Genomic DNA, 17922 nt, shown 5'->3' with positions numbered 1-17922 from the left:
GACCAGACAGACGGCGGGTCTTGTTGTGTCGGCAGATCCGACCATCACTGACCCATTGTTGTGTAACAGACGAGTCGGAAGCGGGTCGAGATTGCGATGAGCGCTCGATGAGTACGCAGCGATGAGTACGTCAAGCTAGCGACGGTCCGGCACAAGCCCACGTCCCGGACCGAAGTAGAGGAGAGCAGTGGCGAAGGTCCGGGTATACGAGCTCGCTAAAGAGTTCGGTGTGGAGAGCAAGGCCGTGCTGGCCAAGCTCCAAGAAATGGGTGAGTTCGTTCGTTCGGCGTCCTCGACGATAGAGGCACCGGTTGTGCGACGACTCCAAGAAGCTTTCAACAACAACGGCGGCTCCGGCGCGAAGAGCGGCCCCAAGCCGCGTCCGCGTCCCGAGCAGCCCAAGCCGCAGGCATCCGCCGGCGGCGCTCCGCGTTCGGCGGCGCCCAAGCCCGGCCCCAAGCCGGCTCCGCGTCCTGCTGCCAACGCGCCCGGCGGTTTCTCCGCTCCGGAGACCGCGCCGGCCGCCAGCGGCCCGCGTCCCGGCCCGCGTCCCGGACCTCGTCCGGCCGCAGGTTCCGGTAAGCCGAGCCAGCCTGCCGAGCGGGCCGAGCGTCCGGACCGCCCCGAGCGTCCCGAGCGCGCAGCCGGCGGTACCGAGCGTCCCGAGCGTGCAGCCGGCGGCACCGACCGCCCCGAGCGCGGTCCGCGTCCCGAGCGTTCTTCCGGTGACCGTGGTCCGCGCCCCGAGCGTGGTCCGCGTCCCGAGCGTTCCGAGTCCGGAAAGGGTGGTCCCCGACCGGGGCCGCGTCCTTCCGGTCCCCGTCCGGGCAACAATCCCTTCGCGTCCACCGCGACCGGCATGGGCTCCAAGCCCGCTCCGCGTCCCGGGCCCCGGCCCGGACCGCAGGGCGGTGCTCCTGGCGCTCCCGCCGGCGGTGACCGTGCCCCGCGTCCCGGTGGCGGTGCCGGTGAGCGCGACCGCGCCCCGCGTCCCGGCGGCGGCGCTCCGCGTCCCCAGGCCCCTCGCCCGCAGGGCGGTCCGCCTCGTCCGGGCGGCGCAGGCGGTCCCCGTCCGGGGCCCGGCGCCGGTGGCCCCCCGCGTCCCGGTGGTGGTCCGCGTCCCAGCCCGATGAACATGCCGTCCTCCCGTCCGGCCCCGGCCGGCGGTGGTGGTCGTGGCGGCCCCGGTGGCCGCGGCGGTGGTGGCGGTCGTCCCGGTGGCGGCGGTCGCGGCCCGGTCGGTGCCGGCCCGCGCAGCGGATCCGGCGGCGGCCCGGGCACGGGCGGCCCGCGTCCTGGTGGCTTCGGCGGTCGTCCCGGTGGCGGCGGTCGTGGTCGCGGTGGCGGAACGGCCGGTGCCTTCGGGCGTCCGGGCGGGCGCCCCGGACGGGCTCGCAAGTCCAAGAAGCAGCGGCGCCAAGAGTTCAACGACATGCAGGCGCCGTCGTTCGGCGGCGTGAAGATTCCCGGTGGCAACGGCCAGGTCATCAGGCTGTCCCGCGGGGCGTCCCTGTCGGACTTCGGTGACCGTATCGACGTCAACCCGGCGTCGCTGGTCCAGGTCATGATGCACCTGGGCGAGATGGTGACCGCGACCCAGTCGCTGCCCGACGAGACGCTCCAGCTGCTCGGCGAAGAGCTCAACTACGTCATCCAGGTGGTCAGCCCGGAGGACGAGGACCGCGAGCTGCTGGAGTCCTTCTCCATCGAGTTCGGTGAGGACGAGGGCGGCGACGAGGACCTGCGTGCCCGTCCGCCGGTGGTGACCGTCATGGGTCACGTCAACCACGGTAAGACGCGTCTGCTCGACGCGATCCGCAACACCAACGTGGTCAGCGGCGAGGCCGGCGGAATCACCCAGCACATCGGTGCTTACCAGGTGGCCACCACGGTCAACGGTGAAGAGCGCAGGATCACCTTCATCGACACGCCGGGTCACGAGGCGTTCACCGCCATGCGTGCTCGCGGAGCCCAGGCCACCGACGTCGCGGTCCTGGTCATCGCGGCCGACGACGGCGTCAAGCCGCAGACGGCCGAGGCCATCGACCACGCCAAGGCGGCCGATGTGCCGATCGTCGTCGCGGTCAACAAGATCGACGTCGAAGGCGCGGACCCGCAGAAGGTGCGCGCGCAGCTCACCGAGTACGGCCTGGTGGCCGAGGAGTTCGGTGGCGACGTCCAGTTCGTGGACATCTCCGCCAAGCAGGGCATCAACATCGACGGTCTCCTCGAGGCCGTGGTGCTCACCTCCGACGCCTCGCTGGACCTGCGGGCCAACCCCGACATGCCGGCCCAGGGCCTCGCCATCGAGGCGTACCTGGACCGCGGTCGCGGCTCCATGGCCACCGTCCTCGTGCAGCGTGGAACGCTCAACGTGGGCGACTCGATCGTCTGCGGCGATGCCTATGGCCGTGTGCGGGCGATGCTGGACGAGAACGGCGACCAGGTGCAGTTCGCTGAGCCGTCGCGTCCCGTCCAGGTGCTTGGCCTGACCAACGTGCCCAGCGCCGGTGACAACTTCCTGGTCGTCAAGGACGACCGGGTGGCCCGTCAGATCGCCCAGCAGCGCGAGGCGCGCGAGCGTTTCGCCCAGCAGGCGAAGGCCAGCCGTCGAGTCACTCTCGACAACTGGCAGACCACCCTTGCCGAGGGGGAGCGCAACGAGCTGCTCCTGCTCATCAAGGGCGACATGTCCGGTTCGGTGGAGGCCCTGGAAGAGTCGCTGCTCAAGATCGACGCCGGAGGCGACGAGGTCGGCATCCGTGTCATCGGCCGCGGCGTCGGTGCGATCACGCAGAACGACATCAACCTCGCCTCTTCCGCCGACGCCATCATCATCGGCTTCAACGTTCGGCCCGAGGGCAAGAACAGCGAGCTCGCCGACCGCATGGGCGTCAACATCCGGTACTACTCGGTCATCTACCAGGCCATCGATGAGGTCGAGGCAGCCGTCAAGGGTCTGCTCAAGCCCATCTACGAGGAAGTACAGCTCGGTTCCGCCGAGGTCCGCGAGGTCTTCAAGGTTCCGCGCATCGGCAACATCGCGGGTTCGATCGTGCGCGACGGGATCATCCGCCGCAACACCAAGGCACGACTCATCCGCGAGGGTGTCGTCATCTCCGAGAACCTCAACGTCGAGTCGCTGCGTCGCTTCAAGGACGACGCGACCGAGGTCCGCGAGGGCTTCGAGTGCGGTATCGGTGTCGGTTACAACGACATCCGGATCGCCGACGTCATCGAGACGTACGAGATGCAGGAGAAGCCGCGCGACTAAGGTCGTCGGTTCGTTTCCGGGCCCCAGCCGTCACGGCCGGGGCCCGGTCCCGTGTTCCGGCCGTCCAAGGGGGCGGCAGCCTTTTCCAACCACTTCTTCGAGGTGAGTGTGTGTTCGTTGGGGCACTGACGTTGGACCTACTGTTGGGCGACGTCCATTCCCTGAAGCAGAAGCGTTCGGTTGTCCGGCCCATCGTGGCCGAGCTCCAGCGCAAGTACGCGGTGTCGGCGGCCGAGACGGGCAACCATGATCTGCACCGGCGCTGCGAGATCGGTGTGGCCGTGGCCGCGTCCACCGCGGCGCACTGCACGGATCTACTGGAATCCTGTGAGCGGCTGGTCGCCGGCCGCCCCGAAATCGAGTTGCTGTCGGCCCGGCAGCGGCTCTTCAACGACGAGGACTAGAGACACATGGTTGACGCCGCCCGCGCGCGCAAACTGGCCGACCGGATCCAGCGGATCGTCGCCGAAATGCTGGAGCGCCGGATCAAGGACCCGCGTCTGGGTTTTGTGACGGTGACCGACGCGCGACTCACCAACGACCTTCGCGACGCCACCGTCTACTACACGGTGTTCGGGACCGACGAGGAGAAGGCCGGAACCGCCGCCGCGCTGGAGAGCGCCAAGGGCGTCATCCGCACCGAGGTGGGGCGCCAGACCGGGCTGCGCCACACGCCGAGCCTGGTCTTCGTCTCCGACGAGGTGCAGGAGAACGCCCAGCACATCGAGGAACTGCTGGCCAAGGCCAAGCTCGCCGATGCAGAGGTGGCCAAGTCCGCGGTGGACGCCGAACCTGCCGGCGAAGCCGACCCCTACAAGGTTCCGCGTGAGTACGACGAGGACGAGGACTAGGACCGCCCCAGGTCCGTCCGGCCAGCTTTCCCCGTCCCCACCGCTGGGGACGGGTCCACCCGCTCAGGCGCGCAACGGGTGCGCCTCCGGCGTACAGGAGACCGCCCATGACCGACGGCGTCGTCATCGTCAACAAACCCGCCGACTGGACCTCGCACGACGTCGTCGCGCGGGTCCGGCGCCTGGCGGGGACCCGCAGGGTCGGCCACGCCGGCACTCTCGACCCGATGGCCACCGGTGTACTGGTCCTCGGACTGGGCCGCGCAACCAAGTTGCTGGGTCACCTGACCCTGACCGAGAAGGTCTATGCGGCGACCTTGCGTCTGGGGCAGACGACCAGTACCGACGACGCCGAGGGTGAGCCTCTTGTCCGCGTGGCGGCCGAAAACGTCAACGAGTCCGCGCTGCGTGCGGGGATCGAGGCGCTCACCGGAGTGATCCAGCAGACGCCGCCCCAAGTCAGTGCGATCAAGGTGAACGGTCAGCGAGCCTACAAGAAGGCCCGCGCGGGGGAGACGGTGGAGCTGAAGGCCCGCTCGGTCACGATCGCGGAGTTCACCGTCACCGCAATCCGTCGGCTCGGTGACGCCGAGGGCGGTTTCACCGATGTGGACGCGTTGATCACCTGTTCGAGCGGTACGTACATCCGTTCGCTCGCCAGGGACCTCGGCGAGGGACTGGGGGTGGGGGGACACCTGACCGCGTTGCGCCGGACCAGGGTCGGCCCTTACACGGAAGACGGTTCCCGCACTCTCGACGCATTGGCCACGGACTTCGCGGTCACACCGCTCGCCGATGCGGTCGCGCTGTCCTTTCCCAGCCGGACACTGACCGAGGAGGAAGCCCGCAAGGTCGCGCACGGCAACCGCATCTCCCCGGCGGGGCTCGGCCCCGGCCCGGTCGGGCTGTTCGCCCCGGACGGGACCGTTATCGCGCTGGCCGAGGACGCGACCGGTTACAGCAGGCCCACGGTCGTCTTCGCCCCTGCTTGATGGGCGAACGGCCAGCCCTCCCCCGGGTAGCGCCTGATTACCGGTTACTGGGTAGGCGTGCCGGAGTCGTTGATCCCGGGGGCGGGGCTCGTGGGACCCTGGTTCTGTCAACCACCACCGGGAAGCCCGGTGCGATCGAGGGGAGCGAAGACGTGCGGCGCTGGCACGGGTTGGACGAGGTGCCCGAGGACTGGGGGCGCTGCGTTGTCACGGTGGGAAGCTTCGACGGGGTCCACCTCGGGCACCAGGAGATTGTGCGGCAGGCCGTCGGACACGCCTCCCAGTTGGGGGTGCCCGTTGTGGCCGTCGCCTTCGAGCCGGACTCCGGTCCCGGGACGGAGGGGGTGACCGAGCTGACCGGCCCCGATCACAAGACCGCGTTGTTGGCCGACCGCGGGGTCGATGCACTGTGTCTGCTGTCCCGAAGCCCCGGATTGACCGCGCTGTCGGCGGAGGACTTCGTGCGGGAGGTCCTGGTGGACCGGTTGCACGCCGCAACGCTCGTGGTGAAAGAGGGCTTCCGCTTCGGTCACCGGGCCGAGGGCGACCTCCCGGTTCTGCGGGAACTGGGGACGAAGTACGGGTTCACCGTCGAGAGCGTCGTGCCGTTGGCCGAAAACGGCCGGGTCAGTTCCGCCAGGATCCGCTCGTTGTTGGCCGACGGCGACGTCGAGGCCGCCGCGACTCTGCTGGGGAGGGCGCACCTGGTCGAAGGGGTGGTCGTGCACGGCGCGGCCCGTGGTCGCGCGCTCCTCGGCTTCCCGACCGCCAACCTTGATGTTCCGCCGACCAGTGTCGTACCGGCCGACGGGGTGTACGCGGGATGGTTGTCCCGCACAGGGCCGTGCGAGGGGGAGGCGCGCTGGCCGGCCGCGATCTCGGTGGGGACCAATCCCACCTTCGGTGAAGGTGCGCGTACGGTCGAGGCATACGCACTCGACCGTGACGACCTCGACCTCTACGGCCTCCATATGGCGGTGGAGTTCACCCATCACATCCGCCCGACACTGCGTTTCGACAGCGTCGATGAACTGGTCGAGGCCATGGCGGCCGACGTCCGGCGCTGCCGTGAGCTGCTCGTCGGGTAGTGGTCCCGGGCCCTTGCCGTCCCGGGAACGCCGGGCAGGGTATACGCTGGGTTCGGAAACAGTGCTGATGCCAGCACTTGTCGTGCGTTGAGTTCGCGCCGAGCCTCTGGGCCCGCGACACGCCCGACCGTCATTTCATCCGGCGACTGTGGGTGCGCATGGTTGCCGGCCCCGACGCGGCCCGACAGGGCCGCTTTGTGCGGGGACAAGTAAACGCCAGCGTGCCAAGAGTGTGAGAAGGAGCGTCGCGTGTCCATCGACATCGACACCAAGAACAAGATCATTGCCGAGTACGCCACGAAGGAAGGCGACACCGGTTCCCCCGACGTTCAGGTCGCGCTCCTGTCGCACCGGATCGTTGAGCTCACCGAGCACCTCAAGGAGCACAAGCACGACCACCACAGCCGTCGTGGTCTGCTCCTGATGGTCGGCCGCCGTCGCCGGCTGCTTCAGTACATTGCGAAGAAGGACATCAACCGCTACCGCAAGCTGATCGAGCGCCTCGGTCTGCGCCGCTAGTCGGTTTCTTCGCCAAGGGAGTGGCCACGGCCGCTCCCTTTCTTAGTAGTGTGTTGTTGTTGGGCGTCGTGGCCAGGTCTTACTCGGCCACGTCGTAACCGACTGACAACTCAATCAAGTATTTCCCGCGCCCCTACCCTCGGCTGGAGACAGCCATGGCCAGGATTTCCGTCGGGCGGATGAACGAACCGCCCTACGACGTCGAGGCCGGTCTTCGGTAGTGGTCTTCCGGAACTTCTCCGCTGCGGCGACGAGGGGCGCCGGGGGGCTTCGATCGATGGCCGGCCGTCAGAACCATCGAGCGGCCCGCGCTGGCACGACCATGCGCCGCGCCGCCTGGTCGAGGCGACACTCGACGGCGGAAGTTCGGGTTGCACAGGGCACGGACGCGGGAGTTTCCCTCAAGAGACTCAAGAAATCCGTGTAGGAGGTCGCCCATGGAGGGCGTGTATTCCGCCGAAGCAGTGATCGACAACGGTCGATTCGGCACCCGTACCATCCGCTTCGAGACCGGCCGGCTGGCCCGTCAGGCCGCCGGATCGGCGGTCGCGGTACTCGACGACGAGACCATGGTCCTGTCGGCGACAACCGCATCGAAGCGTCCCAAGGACAATCTCGACTTCTTCCCGTTGACGGTGGACGTCGAGGAGCGCATGTACGCCGCGGGTCGCATCCCGGGCTCGTTCTTCCGGCGTGAGGGCCGTCCCTCCGAGGACGCCATCCTCACCTGCCGCCTGATCGACCGGCCGCTGCGCCCGTCGTTCAAGAAGGGCCTGCGCAACGAGATCCAGGTCGTCGAGACGATCATGGCGCTCAACCCCGACCACCTCTACGACGTCGTGGCCATCAACGCCGCGTCGCTGTCCACGCAGCTGGCGGGGCTGCCGTTCTCCGGCCCGATCGCGGGTGTGCGAGTGGCGCTGATCGACGGCCAGTGGGTGGCGTTCCCGACGCACACCGAGCTCGCCGACGCCACCTTCGACATGGTTGTGGCCGGCCGGGTGCTCGACGACGGCGACGTCGCGATCATGATGGTCGAGGCCGAGTCCACCCCGAACACCCTGCGGCTCGTCGCCGAAGGCGGAGTGGGCCCCAACGAGCAGACCGTCCCCGAGGGTCTCGAGGCCGCCAAGCCCTTCCTCAAGCTCCTGGTCAAGGCCCAGCAGGCAGTTGCCTCCGAGGCGGCCAAGGAGACCGGGGAGTTCCCGATCTTCCTGGACTACCAGGACGACGCCTACGCGGCGGTCGAGGGTGCGATCCGCTCCGAGCTCGCCTCGGCGCTGACCATCGCCGACAAGCAGGACCGCGAAGCCGAACTCGACCGCGTCAAGGCGCTCGCCGCCGAGAAGCTTGCCGAGGACTTTGAAGGTCGGGAGAAAGAGGTCAGTGCCGCGTTCCGCTCGCTGACCAAGCAGGTCGTGCGCGAGCGCGTCATCGGCGAGAAGTTGCGCATCGACGGCCGCGGAGTCAAGGACATCCGTTCCCTGACCGCCGAGGTCGGTGTCATCCCGCGGGTGCACGGTTCGGCGCTGTTCGAGCGCGGCGAGACCCAAATCCTGGGTGTCACCACGCTGAACATGCTGCGTATGGAGCAGATGGTCAACACGCTCAACCCCGAGCGGACCAAGCGCTACATGCACAACTACAACTTCCCGCCCTACTCCACCGGTGAGACCGGTCGGGTGGGCTCGCCCAAGCGTCGCGAGATCGGCCACGGTGCGCTCGCCGAGCGCGCCCTCCTGCCGGTGCTGCCCGCGCGCGAGGAGTTCCCCTACGCCATCCGTCAGGTCTCGGAGGCGCTGGGCTCCAACGGCTCCACGTCCATGGGGTCGGTCTGCGCCTCGACGATGTCACTGATGTCGGCGGGTGTGCCGCTCAAGGAGATGGTCGCCGGAATCGCGATGGGGCTGATCAGCGAAGGCGGCGAGTACGTCACGCTGACCGACATCCTGGGCGCCGAAGACGCCTTCGGCGACATGGACTTCAAGGTCGCCGGTACTCGTGACCTGATCACCGCGCTCCAGTTGGACACCAAGCTCGACGGTATTCCCGCCGGTGTGCTTGCTGCCGCACTGCAGCAGGCCCGTGGTGCCCGTCTGGCCATCCTGGACGTCATGGCCGAGGCCATCGAGCGCCCGGCCGAGATGAGCCCGAATGCGCCGCGCATCCTCACCGTCAAGGTTCCTGTCAACAAGATCGGTGAGGTCATCGGCCCCAAGGGCAAGATGATCAACTCGATCCAGGACGACACCGGCGCCGAGATCACGATCGAGGACGACGGCACCATCTACATCGGTGCCACCGACGGACCCTCCGCCGAGGCCGCGCGCGACACGATCAACGCCATCGCCAACCCGACGATGCCCGAGATCGGTGACCGCTACCTGGGCACGGTCGTCAAGACGACCGCGTTCGGTGCGTTCGTCTCGTTGCTCCCCGGCAAGGACGGTCTGCTGCACATCTCGCAGATCCGCAAGCTGCACGGTGGCAAGCGGATCGAGAACATCGACGATGTGATCAGCATCGGCGAGAAGATTCAGGTCGAGATCCGCGAGATCGACGACCGTGGGAAGCTCTCGCTCGTCCCGGTCGAGGTCGTGGAGGCCGAGGCCGAGACCGCTTCTGCCGCCTCTGGCGACGCCGCTGCTCCGGCTGAGGAGAAGAAGGGCTCGGAGGGCGCCGGCGAGGGTGACCGCCGTCGCCGCCGGACCCGTTCCTCGGGTGGCGCCGGCCGCTCGGGCGAGAACACCTGATCCGGTTGCACAAGAGCGCCCCGGCACGGGCCGGGGCGCTTCGTACCACCTAGGGGGCGGTCGTACCGTGAGGTGCGGCCGCCCCTTGGTGTGTCGCCCGATCACCAACCGCCCCGCCACGTCCCTTCGTCTTCGGGAGAAGAAAATCGCATGAGCAATGTCCCGACAGCTGCCGAGCAGGAGCCCGGCAGCACCGTCACCCTGCTCGACCCCCAAGAGGGGACCGGCCTGGTACGCCGCACCGTCCTGCCCGGTGGTCTGCGGGTCGTCACCGAGAGTATGCCCGGCGTGCGCTCCGCGGCCTTCGGAATCTCCGCGACCACCGGATCACGCGACGAGGACACCGCGCACGCGGGCTCCGCGCACTTCCTGGAACACTTGCTGTTCAAGGGGACCGGCCGGCGCAGCGCGCTGGAGATATCGGCGTTGTTGGACGGGGTGGGTGCCGACCACAACGCCTATACCACCAAGGAACAGACCACCTATTACGCCAAGGTGCTGGACCAGGATCTGCCGCTGGCGATCGATGTGGTCGGCGACATGCTCGCCGGCTCGGTTCTGGACCCCGGCGAGGTGGAAACCGAGCGGGGGGTGATCCTCGAAGAGATCGCCATGTACGAGGACGAGCCCGCCGACCTGGTGGACGACGTGTTCGCCGCCCACTTCTTCGCGGACTCCCCCTTGGGGCGTCCGGTACTGGGCACCAACGAGACCATCAAGGCCCTTCCCCGGGACCGGATCTTCGAGCAGTACCGTGAGGCGTACGTTCCCGCCCGGTTGATTGTGGCCGCGGCCGGCAACCTCGACCACGACGACGTGGTGCGCAAGGTGGCAGCGGTTTTCGCGGAGCAGTCGGCCACCGCCGGCGACGCCCGTCCGGTCGGGCCGCGGCCGGCCGGAAGCCGTCCCGCCACGAGTACCGGGACCGTGCTGGAGAGCCGCGACACCGAGCAGGCCCATCTCATCTTGGGCAGGGAGGGCCTCAAACGCACGGATCCGCGTTGGTACGCCCTGCGGGTGCTCAGCGCAGCGCTGGGCGGCGGCATGTCCTCACGGCTCTTCCAGGAGGTGAGAGAGAAGCGTGGGCTGGCCTACTCGGTGCAGGGCTATTCCTCCAGTTACTGCGACACCGGTTTGTTCCAGGTCTATGTGGGGTGCCTCCCGGACAAGATCGACGAGGTACTCGCGGTGTGCCGGGCGGAGCTCGCCAAGGCCGCGGAGCACGGGATCACCTCGGAGGAACTGACGCGCGCCAAGGGTCAGATCCGGGGTTCGTGGGTGCTGGGGACCGAAGGAACCAGTGCTCGGATGAGCAGGCTGACCACTCACGAGTTGGGTTACCCCCGGCATGTATCGCTCAGCGACGACCTCGCGCTGTTCGACGCCGTCTCCCTCGACGACGTGCACGCCATCGCCGCCGACATTCTTTCCCGTCCGGAGGCGCTGGCGGTAGTCGGTCCTTACGAGGAGGGACGTTCCTTCTGATTCGGGGCTGGCGGACGGACGCCGCCCAGTAGCCGTTGGGCGGCGTCCACCGGTGATTTTGGTACGGTGAGGCCCGTGATCAAGGTAGGAGTTTTCGGCGCCGAAGGGCGTATGGGGTCTGAAGTTGTCAAGGCCGTCGAGGCGGCTCCGGACACCGAATTGGTGGCCGGCGTCGGAGGGCCGGGCGAGCGCGATGCCGTGCTCGGCGCGGACGTGGTCGTGGACTTCACCCACCCCGACGAGGTGATGGGCAATCTCCGCTGGCTCATCGCCAACGGCATTCATGCCGTGGTGGGAACCAGTGGTTTCGACGAGGGCCGTCTTGCCGAGTTGCGCGGCCTTCTCGACGAGGCCCCTGGGGCAAAGGTCCTCATCGCTCCCAACTTCGGTATTGCCGCGGTGCTGATGATGCATTTCGCTGCCAAGGCCGCCCCCTACTTCGAGTCGGCCGAGGTCATCGAGCTCCACCATCCGAACAAGGCCGATGCGCCCAGCGGGACCGCGTACCGTACCGCTGAACTGATCGGTGCCGCTCGTGACCGGGCGGGGCTGGCCCCGGCCCCCGATGCCACGACCTCCGAGATCCAGGGGGCCCGTGGTGCCCAGGTGGCGGGGGTCCACGTGCACGCGCTGCGCATCACCGGAATGATCGCGCATCAGGAGGTCGTGTTCGGCACGCACGGTGAGACGCTGACCATTCGACACGACTCAATGAACCGCGAGTCGTTCATGCCGGGGGTGCTGCTCGGTGTCCGTGAGGTGGCCGGCCTGGCCGGACCGCTCACCCTGGGCCTGGAACCGCTGCTCGGTCTCACCGACTGACCCCGACCGCTGGGCGCTCAGCCTCCGAAACCCGTGAGTTTCCAGACCAGGGCGCCCAGCACTCCACCGACGACGGGGCCGACGACCGGAATCCAGGCGTAGGACCAGTCGGAGTCGCGCTTGCCCGGGATCGGCAGCAGGAAGTGCGCGATACGCGGTCCCAGGTCGCGAGCAGGGTTGATGGCGTACCCGGTGGGACCGCCCAGCGAGAGGCCGATCGCCAGCACCAGCAGCCCGACCAGCAGGGGGGCGATTCCCGTGCTGAACAGTGCCGACAGGTCCACGTTGTCCTGGGTGATGGCGCCTGAGTTCGCCCCGATGCCCAAGATGCCCAGCACCAGCATGAACGTGCCGATGACCTCGGTGGTGAAGTTGGCGGGCGCGTTGCGGACGGCCGGTGCGGTGCTGAAGACGGCGAGTTTTGCGTCGGCGTCCTCGGTGATCCTCCAGTGGGGGAGGTAGGCCAGGTACACCAGTACCGAGCCCATGACGGCGCCGGCCAGTTGGGCGGTGATGTACCCGGGCACCATCGCCCAGGAGAAGTCGCCGATGGAGGCCAGCCCCAGGGTGAGGGCGGGGTTGAGGTGCGCGCCGCTGACCTGGCCGGTGACGTAGGCGGCGACCATCACGGCCATTCCCCAGCCCAGGGTGATGACGATCCAGCCGCCGTTGTTGGCCTTGGACTTGGCCAGTAGGACGCCCGCTACGACACCGTTGCCGAGTAGGACGAGGATGGCGGTTCCGATGAACTCCGCTAGGTATTCCATTTCGGGGACCTTCCACTGAACGGCGGATCCGCCCCGGGTGTTCGGGCATGCCGAGGGGACGCGCGGCGGTGATGGGGATGAGCGGGGTGATGTTCGAGGATGTCCGCACGGTCGGCGAGGAGGGAAACGGGCCGCTCCGACCGTGCGGCCAGCGCACCTGGTCAGTCCTGAGGCTGCTCGTCGTGCTCCACCCAGCCCAGGGTGCGCTGCACGGCCTTGGTCCAGTTGCGGTATTCCCGTTCGCGGACCTTCGGGTCCATTCGGGGGCTCCACTCGGCAGCCTTGTGCCAGTTGGCGCGCAGGCTCTCCATGTCCTTCCAGTAGCCCACGGCGAGGCCGGCCGCGTAGGCCGCTCCCAGACAGGTGGTCTCGGCGACCATCGGCCGCACGACCTCCACATCCAGTACGTCGGCGAGGGTCTGCATCAGCAGGTTGTCGGCGGTCATGCCTCCGTTGACCTTGAGCGAGGTCAAGGGGATGCCGGAATCGGTGTTCATGGCGTCCACGACCTCGCGGGTCTGCCAGGCACTGGCCTCCAGCACGGCGCGCGCGAGGTGGCCTTTGTTGACATAGCCGGTCAGCCCAGTGATGACACCGCGCGCGTCACTGCGCCAATGAGGGGCGAACAGCCCGGAGAACGCCGGGACGATGTAGCAGCCGCCGTTGTCCTCCACGGTCAGAGCCAGTGTCTCGATCTCGGGGGCACTGGCGATCAGGCCCAGGTTGTCGCGCAGCCACTGGACGAGTGAGCCGGTCACGGCGACGGCGCCCTCCAGCGCGTAGACCGCGGGCTGGTCGCCGATCTTGTAACCCAGGGTGGTCAACAGTCCGTTGGCCGACATGACCGGTTCGGTGCCGGTGTTGAGCACGAGGAAGGTGCCGGTTCCGTACGTGCCCTTGACCTCGCCGGGGGAGAAGCAGGTCTGGCCGAACAGTGCGGCGTGCTGGTCGCCCAGAGCGGACGCGACCGGTACCCCCGCGAGAAAACCGGTGGCCTCGCCGTAGACCTCGGCACTGGAGCGGATCTCGGGCAGCACGGCTGCGGGAATGCCGATCGCGTCCAGGATCTCGGGATCCCACTGGAGGGTGTGCAGGTTCATCAGCATGGTGCGGCTGGCGTTGGTGACATCGGTGATGTGCTGTCCGGTCAGTTTCCAGATGATCCAACTGTCCATGGTGCCGAAGAGCACCTCGCCGCGCTCGGCCCGTTCGCGCAGACCGGGGACCTCGTCCAGCAACCACCGAAGCTTCGGGCCGGCGAAGTAGGTGGCCAGCGGCAGACCGCAGCGTTCACGGAAACGTTCCTGGCCGACCACACCACCCAGCCGTCGGATCAGATCGTCGGTTCGGGTGTCCTGCCACACGATGGCGTTGTGAACGGGTTCGCCGGTCTCGCGGTCCCACACGACAGTCGTCTCGCGCTGGTTGGTGATGCCCACCGCGGCGAGTTGGTCGGGCGTGATGTCGCCTTTCTCCAGCGCCTCGTGCACGACCTGCTGCACGCCGTCCCAGATTTCTGCTGCATCGTGTTCGACCCAGCCGGGCTGCGGGAAGATCTGGCGGTGTTCACGCTGGCCGACGGACACGATCCGTCCGTCGCGGTCGAAGATGATGCAACGACTCGACGTGGTTCCCTGGTCGATCGCGGCCACGTACTGCTGGGTCATCGGTGTTCGCCTCCGGTGGGTGTCCGGGGGTGGCAGATGGCCCGTTGTGGAACTGTCCCAGTGCGGTCGCCTGCTATTCCCGAACGTCGTACGTCATTGTCGTACGCAAAGTGTGATGTGCCTCTCCAGATTTTGTCAAGCGTTGGCAATCCGGCTGTGTTACCGACCCGCGGAGCCCCCACTACCAGGGGGTCGCACCGAGGTCCCGGGAGACCGCACGGGCTGCATCGCGGACGTAGGAGACCTGGCCCATGTCGGGTTTCCCGTCCTCGCACAGTCGTTCTACGGCGCCGCGCACCCCGATGGCACCCACGGTCATTCCACGGCGGTCCCGGATCGGAGCGGCGATCGACACCTCGCCCTCCACCAGTTCCTCCACATCGGCCGCCCAGCCGCTGGCCCGCGCCAGTGAAAGCTGCGCCGTCAGGTCGGCGAAAGAGGTGATGGTCCGAGGGGTGTAGGACTCCAGGGCTCCGCCCTCGGCGTAGTACTCAGGAGTGGCGAGCGGGTCGAAGGCCAGCAGGACCTTGCCCAGGGCGGTGGCGTGCAAGGGCAGCAGAGTGCCCACGTCCAAGATCTGGCGGCTGTCGTCGGGCCGGAACACGTGGTGCACGATCAGCACCTGGTGCTTGTGGAGCGTACCGATGCGCACGCTCTCCCCACTGCGGCCCGCCAGGGAGTCCGCCCAGTTGAGGGCGCGAGCCCTCAGTTCGTTGCCGTCCAGGTAGCGGGTGCCCAGGCTGAGTACGCCCCCGCCCAGGCGGTAGTGGCTGGACCCGGAGTCCTGTTCGACGAACCCGACGTGCTGGAGAGTGCGCAGGATGCCCAACGCGGTCCCCTTGGGCAGTTCCAGGGACCGTGAGATCTCGCCCAGGCTCAGCCCGCGGTTCCCGCCGGCAAGCAGCCGAAGGACAGCCGCCGCGCGTTCGATCGACTGAATGCGTCCAGGCATCGGCTACAAACGCTCCTTAATACGACAATGTCACACGCCGATCTTACTCGTGCGTGTGACCTGGGCTACTGATCCGCGCGCCGCAGCCCTGCTCAGCGGACGGGTGCGGGCGCCCGGCGCGGGGAGCAGAAGGACACGAGAGAGGCAGGGCCCGTACGGCGCAGTGCCTCGCCCCTGGGACGGTCGGCGCAGTGGACCTCCGGCATGACCGGGACGGCCGAACCGCGCCCGGCCATGGCGCTACATCGCGCCCACCGCGTCGGTGCGCAGGACCGGCCTCCTCGTGCACGGGGAGCGCGGAGCCGACGCACCCCACCAACCGGGCGCCCGGCCTCGTCGTCGGGGGAAGGGAGCAGCCGCTCGGGCAGGAAGCAGCCGACAGGCGACGAGTGCACCGGGCGGCAGGTGATGTCCACTGCGCTGATCAGGCTCGTGCGTTGACCCTGACGAAAACCGGTCCGGCGGCCGAGAAGGCCAGTGGTCGTCCAGTGCGGAGCGCGGTCCGGGCCGTTCAGAGCGCCCCCAGCGCCAGCCCGACCGCGTAGAGCACCCCGAAGGCCAACTGGAACTTGCCGGTCTCGCCCAGTCCCAGGACGAGGTCGCCGCCGGATTGGCCGCCGAGGACGCGCTTGGTCGGACGCACCGCGAGTGGGGCCGACAGCACTACCAGGAGTACCCACCAGCTCGCCGGAGCGGTCGCCAGTGCCGCGGCGAAGGCGACCAGCACACAGACAGCGAAGAGCCCACGCGCCTTCGTGTCGCCGAGAAGGACGGCCAGGGTGTGCTTACCGGTCTCGGAGTCCGTGGGGATGTCGCGCACGTTGTTGATCACCAGGACCGCGCAGGACAGGAGCCCGACCGGGACGGCTGCCAGCCAACCCTGCCACGGGACGGAACCCACCTGGACGAACACGGTCCCGGTGACCGCGACCAGGCCGAAGAACACGAACACCGAGACCTCGCCGAACGCCCGATACCCGTAAGGGTTGGCACCACCGGTGTAGAACCAGGCCGCCAGGATCGCGGCCGCGCCCACCAGCAGCAGCCACCAGGAGGAGGTCGCTGCCAGGGCGAGCCCCGCCACCGCCGCGACTGCCAGGGCCCCTAGGGCGGCGGCCAGCACCTGTTCGGGGGCTGCCAGCCCACTGGCGGTCAGACGGAGCGGCCCCACGCGTTTCTCGTCGGTGCCCCGGATCCCGTCGCTGTAGTCGTTGGCGTAGTTCACCCCGACCTGAAGCGCCAGTGCCACCACCATGGCCAGGAGGGCCTTCCACCACACGGCCGCCCCCACTCCGAAGGCGACCCCCGTCCCCACCACAACAGGGACGACCGAGCTGGGCAGGGTCCGCGGGCGTGCGCCCGCCACCCAATCGCTGACCGTGGCCACGCACCGGCCCCATTTCCGCACTCGGCCTGCAGCGTCGAGGGCGTGCCCCGCGAGCAGGCGTTCCACCTGGTTCGGTCCCCAACCGTATCGCCGGGCGGGTCGTCCCCGATCAGCGGCTGATCGAAGCGTGCAGTCGGACCATGGGGATCAGGACGCCCATGTCCAGCTCGCGGCGGGCGCCGTCCGAGCGCCACCCGGCTGCTTCGAGGAAGGCGCGCAACGGGTTGTCGGCCTCCAGAACCCACACGTAGACGGCATGGAAACCGTCGTCGAGCAGGTGGTCCACGAGCGCGTTCAGCAGCCGGCTGCCGTGCCCTCTCCGCAGGTGCCCGGGGTCCACGTGCAGCGCGTAGACCTCCGCGTCGGTGCCCGGCCAGCGATCGGAGTCCTCGGCCGGGCCGATCGCGGCGAACCCCACGACGGTTCGCTCCTCGGTGGCCACCAGCAGACGATGCTTGCCGGTCGGAGGCTTCTCCACCGCGTCCAGCCACTGTTCGGCGAACCGCGCCCCCGCCTCGTCCCCGGTGAGCTCGGCCAATACGTCCGCCGGCAGGACGCTTGCGTACATGTCCCGCCAGGCGGCTACCTGCACGCCCACCACCGGCCCGACGTCCTCGGTACGCGCGGTACGAACAAAACTGGAAAGTTTCTCTGTCAACACGGGAAGCGTCCCCATTCGCTCGGTAGTCAACGCTGACCAGCGACCATCGTCGCAGCCGGACCGGGATCGGTGAAACCGGCGGAGTCAACCGGGGCGACCCGGGTTGGAGCCGGCTGCCGTGGGGAGACCCAACTGACACGCGTTCATCCCGGAGTATCCGGTCGGGGGCGTGGGGCACCTCCCCTGAGATGTCCCTGAAATCGGTGATTCGGCGTTCAGCAGGCGGTAGCGGTCATGGGAGCATCGGCAACGTGAGCATCATTATTCGAGTCATCGTCAACGCGTTCGCACTGTGGGCGGCAGTTCTTCTGGTGGACGGGATCAACGTCAACACCCAGAACGTGGCCACCACGATCCTGGTCTATCTCGGCGTCGGCGCGCTCTTCGGCCTCGTCAACGCCGTTATCAAGCCGATCGTCAAGACGGTCGGCTGTGTCTTCTACGTCCTCACGCTGGGCCTCATCGCCCTGGTCGTCAACGCGCTGCTGCTGCTGCTCACCGAGTGGCTTGCCGGCATCCTCGGAATCCCCTTCGTGATCACCGGTTTCTGGCCGGCCTTCTGGGGGGCGATCATCATCACCGTCGTCAGCTGGCTCCTCAGCCTTTTTGTCGGCGGCAACGACGACGAGTGACCCGGTGCCGGGCGGGCGCGGCACGCCGCAGTCCCCGCTGAACGGGGTCGTTGGCGCCGTCCGTCCGGCTTT

15 protein-coding genes are annotated in these 17922 nt (G+C 68.3%); 10 read left to right on the top strand and 5 right to left on the bottom strand.

Features of this window, described 5'->3' with window-relative positions; all coding sequences use genetic code 11:
* Nucleotides 1-187 precede the first annotated feature (187 nt).
* The 9 genes from infB to dapB all read left to right on the top strand — a co-directional run bounded on the left by infB (nt 188) and on the right by dapB (nt 11784).
* Complete coding sequence (gene infB / locus AC0VYP_RS18290) at nt 188-3274, top strand: translation initiation factor IF-2 (protein ID WP_475470895.1); 3087 nt, start codon at nt 188-190, stop codon at nt 3272-3274.
* A gap of 110 nt (nt 3275-3384) precedes the next feature.
* Complete coding sequence (locus tag AC0VYP_RS18285) at nt 3385-3678, top strand: DUF503 domain-containing protein (protein ID WP_285757292.1); 294 nt, start codon at nt 3385-3387, stop codon at nt 3676-3678.
* Between the two features lie 6 nt (nt 3679-3684).
* Entirely contained in the window at nt 3685-4125 is a 441-nt protein-coding gene (gene rbfA / locus AC0VYP_RS18280) for a 30S ribosome-binding factor RbfA (protein ID WP_285757291.1), read from the top strand.
* Between the two features lie 107 nt (nt 4126-4232).
* Entirely contained in the window at nt 4233-5117 is an 885-nt protein-coding gene (gene truB / locus AC0VYP_RS18275) for a tRNA pseudouridine(55) synthase TruB (protein WP_475470893.1), read from the top strand.
* Nucleotides 5118-5269: 152 nt separating this feature from the next.
* On the top strand, nt 5270-6205 hold the full coding sequence (locus AC0VYP_RS18270; RefSeq protein WP_475470891.1) for a bifunctional riboflavin kinase/FAD synthetase: 936 nt from the start codon (nt 5270-5272) through the stop codon (nt 6203-6205).
* Nucleotides 6206-6454: 249 nt separating this feature from the next.
* Nucleotides 6455-6724, top strand: coding sequence for a 30S ribosomal protein S15 (gene rpsO / locus AC0VYP_RS18265; RefSeq protein WP_285757288.1), 270 nt, complete (start codon nt 6455-6457; stop codon nt 6722-6724).
* 437 nt (nt 6725-7161) lie between these two features.
* The gene (locus AC0VYP_RS18260; protein ID WP_475470889.1) at nt 7162-9477 is read left to right on the top strand and encodes a polyribonucleotide nucleotidyltransferase; all 2316 of its coding nucleotides are present in this window, start codon (nt 7162-7164) and stop codon (nt 9475-9477) included.
* Nucleotides 9478-9627: 150 nt separating this feature from the next.
* On the top strand, nt 9628-10962 hold the full coding sequence (locus tag AC0VYP_RS18255; protein ID WP_285757286.1) for a M16 family metallopeptidase: 1335 nt from the start codon (nt 9628-9630) through the stop codon (nt 10960-10962).
* Between the two features lie 75 nt (nt 10963-11037).
* Nucleotides 11038-11784 (top strand): 4-hydroxy-tetrahydrodipicolinate reductase, encoded by a 747-nt coding sequence (dapB, locus tag AC0VYP_RS18250; protein WP_285757285.1) that lies wholly within the window; start codon nt 11038-11040, stop codon nt 11782-11784.
* Between the two features lie 17 nt (nt 11785-11801).
* Here dapB and AC0VYP_RS18245 read toward each other — a convergent pair whose 3' ends face one another.
* From AC0VYP_RS18245 to AC0VYP_RS18225, 5 genes are all read right to left on the bottom strand, one after another.
* Nucleotides 11802-12551, bottom strand: a complete 750-nt coding sequence (locus AC0VYP_RS18245) for an MIP/aquaporin family protein (RefSeq protein ID WP_285757284.1) — start codon at nt 12549-12551, stop codon at nt 11802-11804.
* 161 nt (nt 12552-12712) lie between these two features.
* Nucleotides 12713-14218 (bottom strand): glycerol kinase GlpK, encoded by a 1506-nt coding sequence (gene glpK, locus AC0VYP_RS18240; RefSeq protein WP_475470887.1) that lies wholly within the window; start codon nt 14216-14218, stop codon nt 12713-12715.
* 181 nt (nt 14219-14399) lie between these two features.
* Nucleotides 14400-15170 carry an IclR family transcriptional regulator gene (locus AC0VYP_RS18235; RefSeq protein WP_475470885.1) on the bottom strand — a complete coding sequence of 257 codons (771 nt, stop codon included), beginning with the start codon at nt 15168-15170 and terminating at the stop codon, nt 14400-14402.
* A 511-nt stretch (nt 15171-15681) separates the two neighbouring features.
* Nucleotides 15682-16557 carry a 1,4-dihydroxy-2-naphthoate polyprenyltransferase gene (locus AC0VYP_RS18230; RefSeq protein WP_475470883.1) on the bottom strand — a complete coding sequence of 292 codons (876 nt, stop codon included), beginning with the start codon at nt 16555-16557 and terminating at the stop codon, nt 15682-15684.
* 109 nt (nt 16558-16666) lie between these two features.
* The gene (locus tag AC0VYP_RS18225; RefSeq protein ID WP_475470881.1) at nt 16667-17218 is read right to left on the bottom strand and encodes an N-acetyltransferase family protein; all 552 of its coding nucleotides are present in this window, start codon (nt 17216-17218) and stop codon (nt 16667-16669) included.
* A 251-nt stretch (nt 17219-17469) separates the two neighbouring features.
* On the opposite strand from AC0VYP_RS18225, the gene AC0VYP_RS18220 reads away from it, so the two are divergent.
* The gene (locus AC0VYP_RS18220; protein ID WP_475470880.1) at nt 17470-17850 is read left to right on the top strand and encodes a phage holin family protein; all 381 of its coding nucleotides are present in this window, start codon (nt 17470-17472) and stop codon (nt 17848-17850) included.
* Nucleotides 17851-17922: the final 72 nt, after the last annotated feature.

Source organism: Nocardiopsis sp. iso_186, from assembly GCF_056173365.1.
Note: the sequence above shows the minus strand (reverse complement) of the source record. Positions and strands in the feature narration are given on the sequence as shown.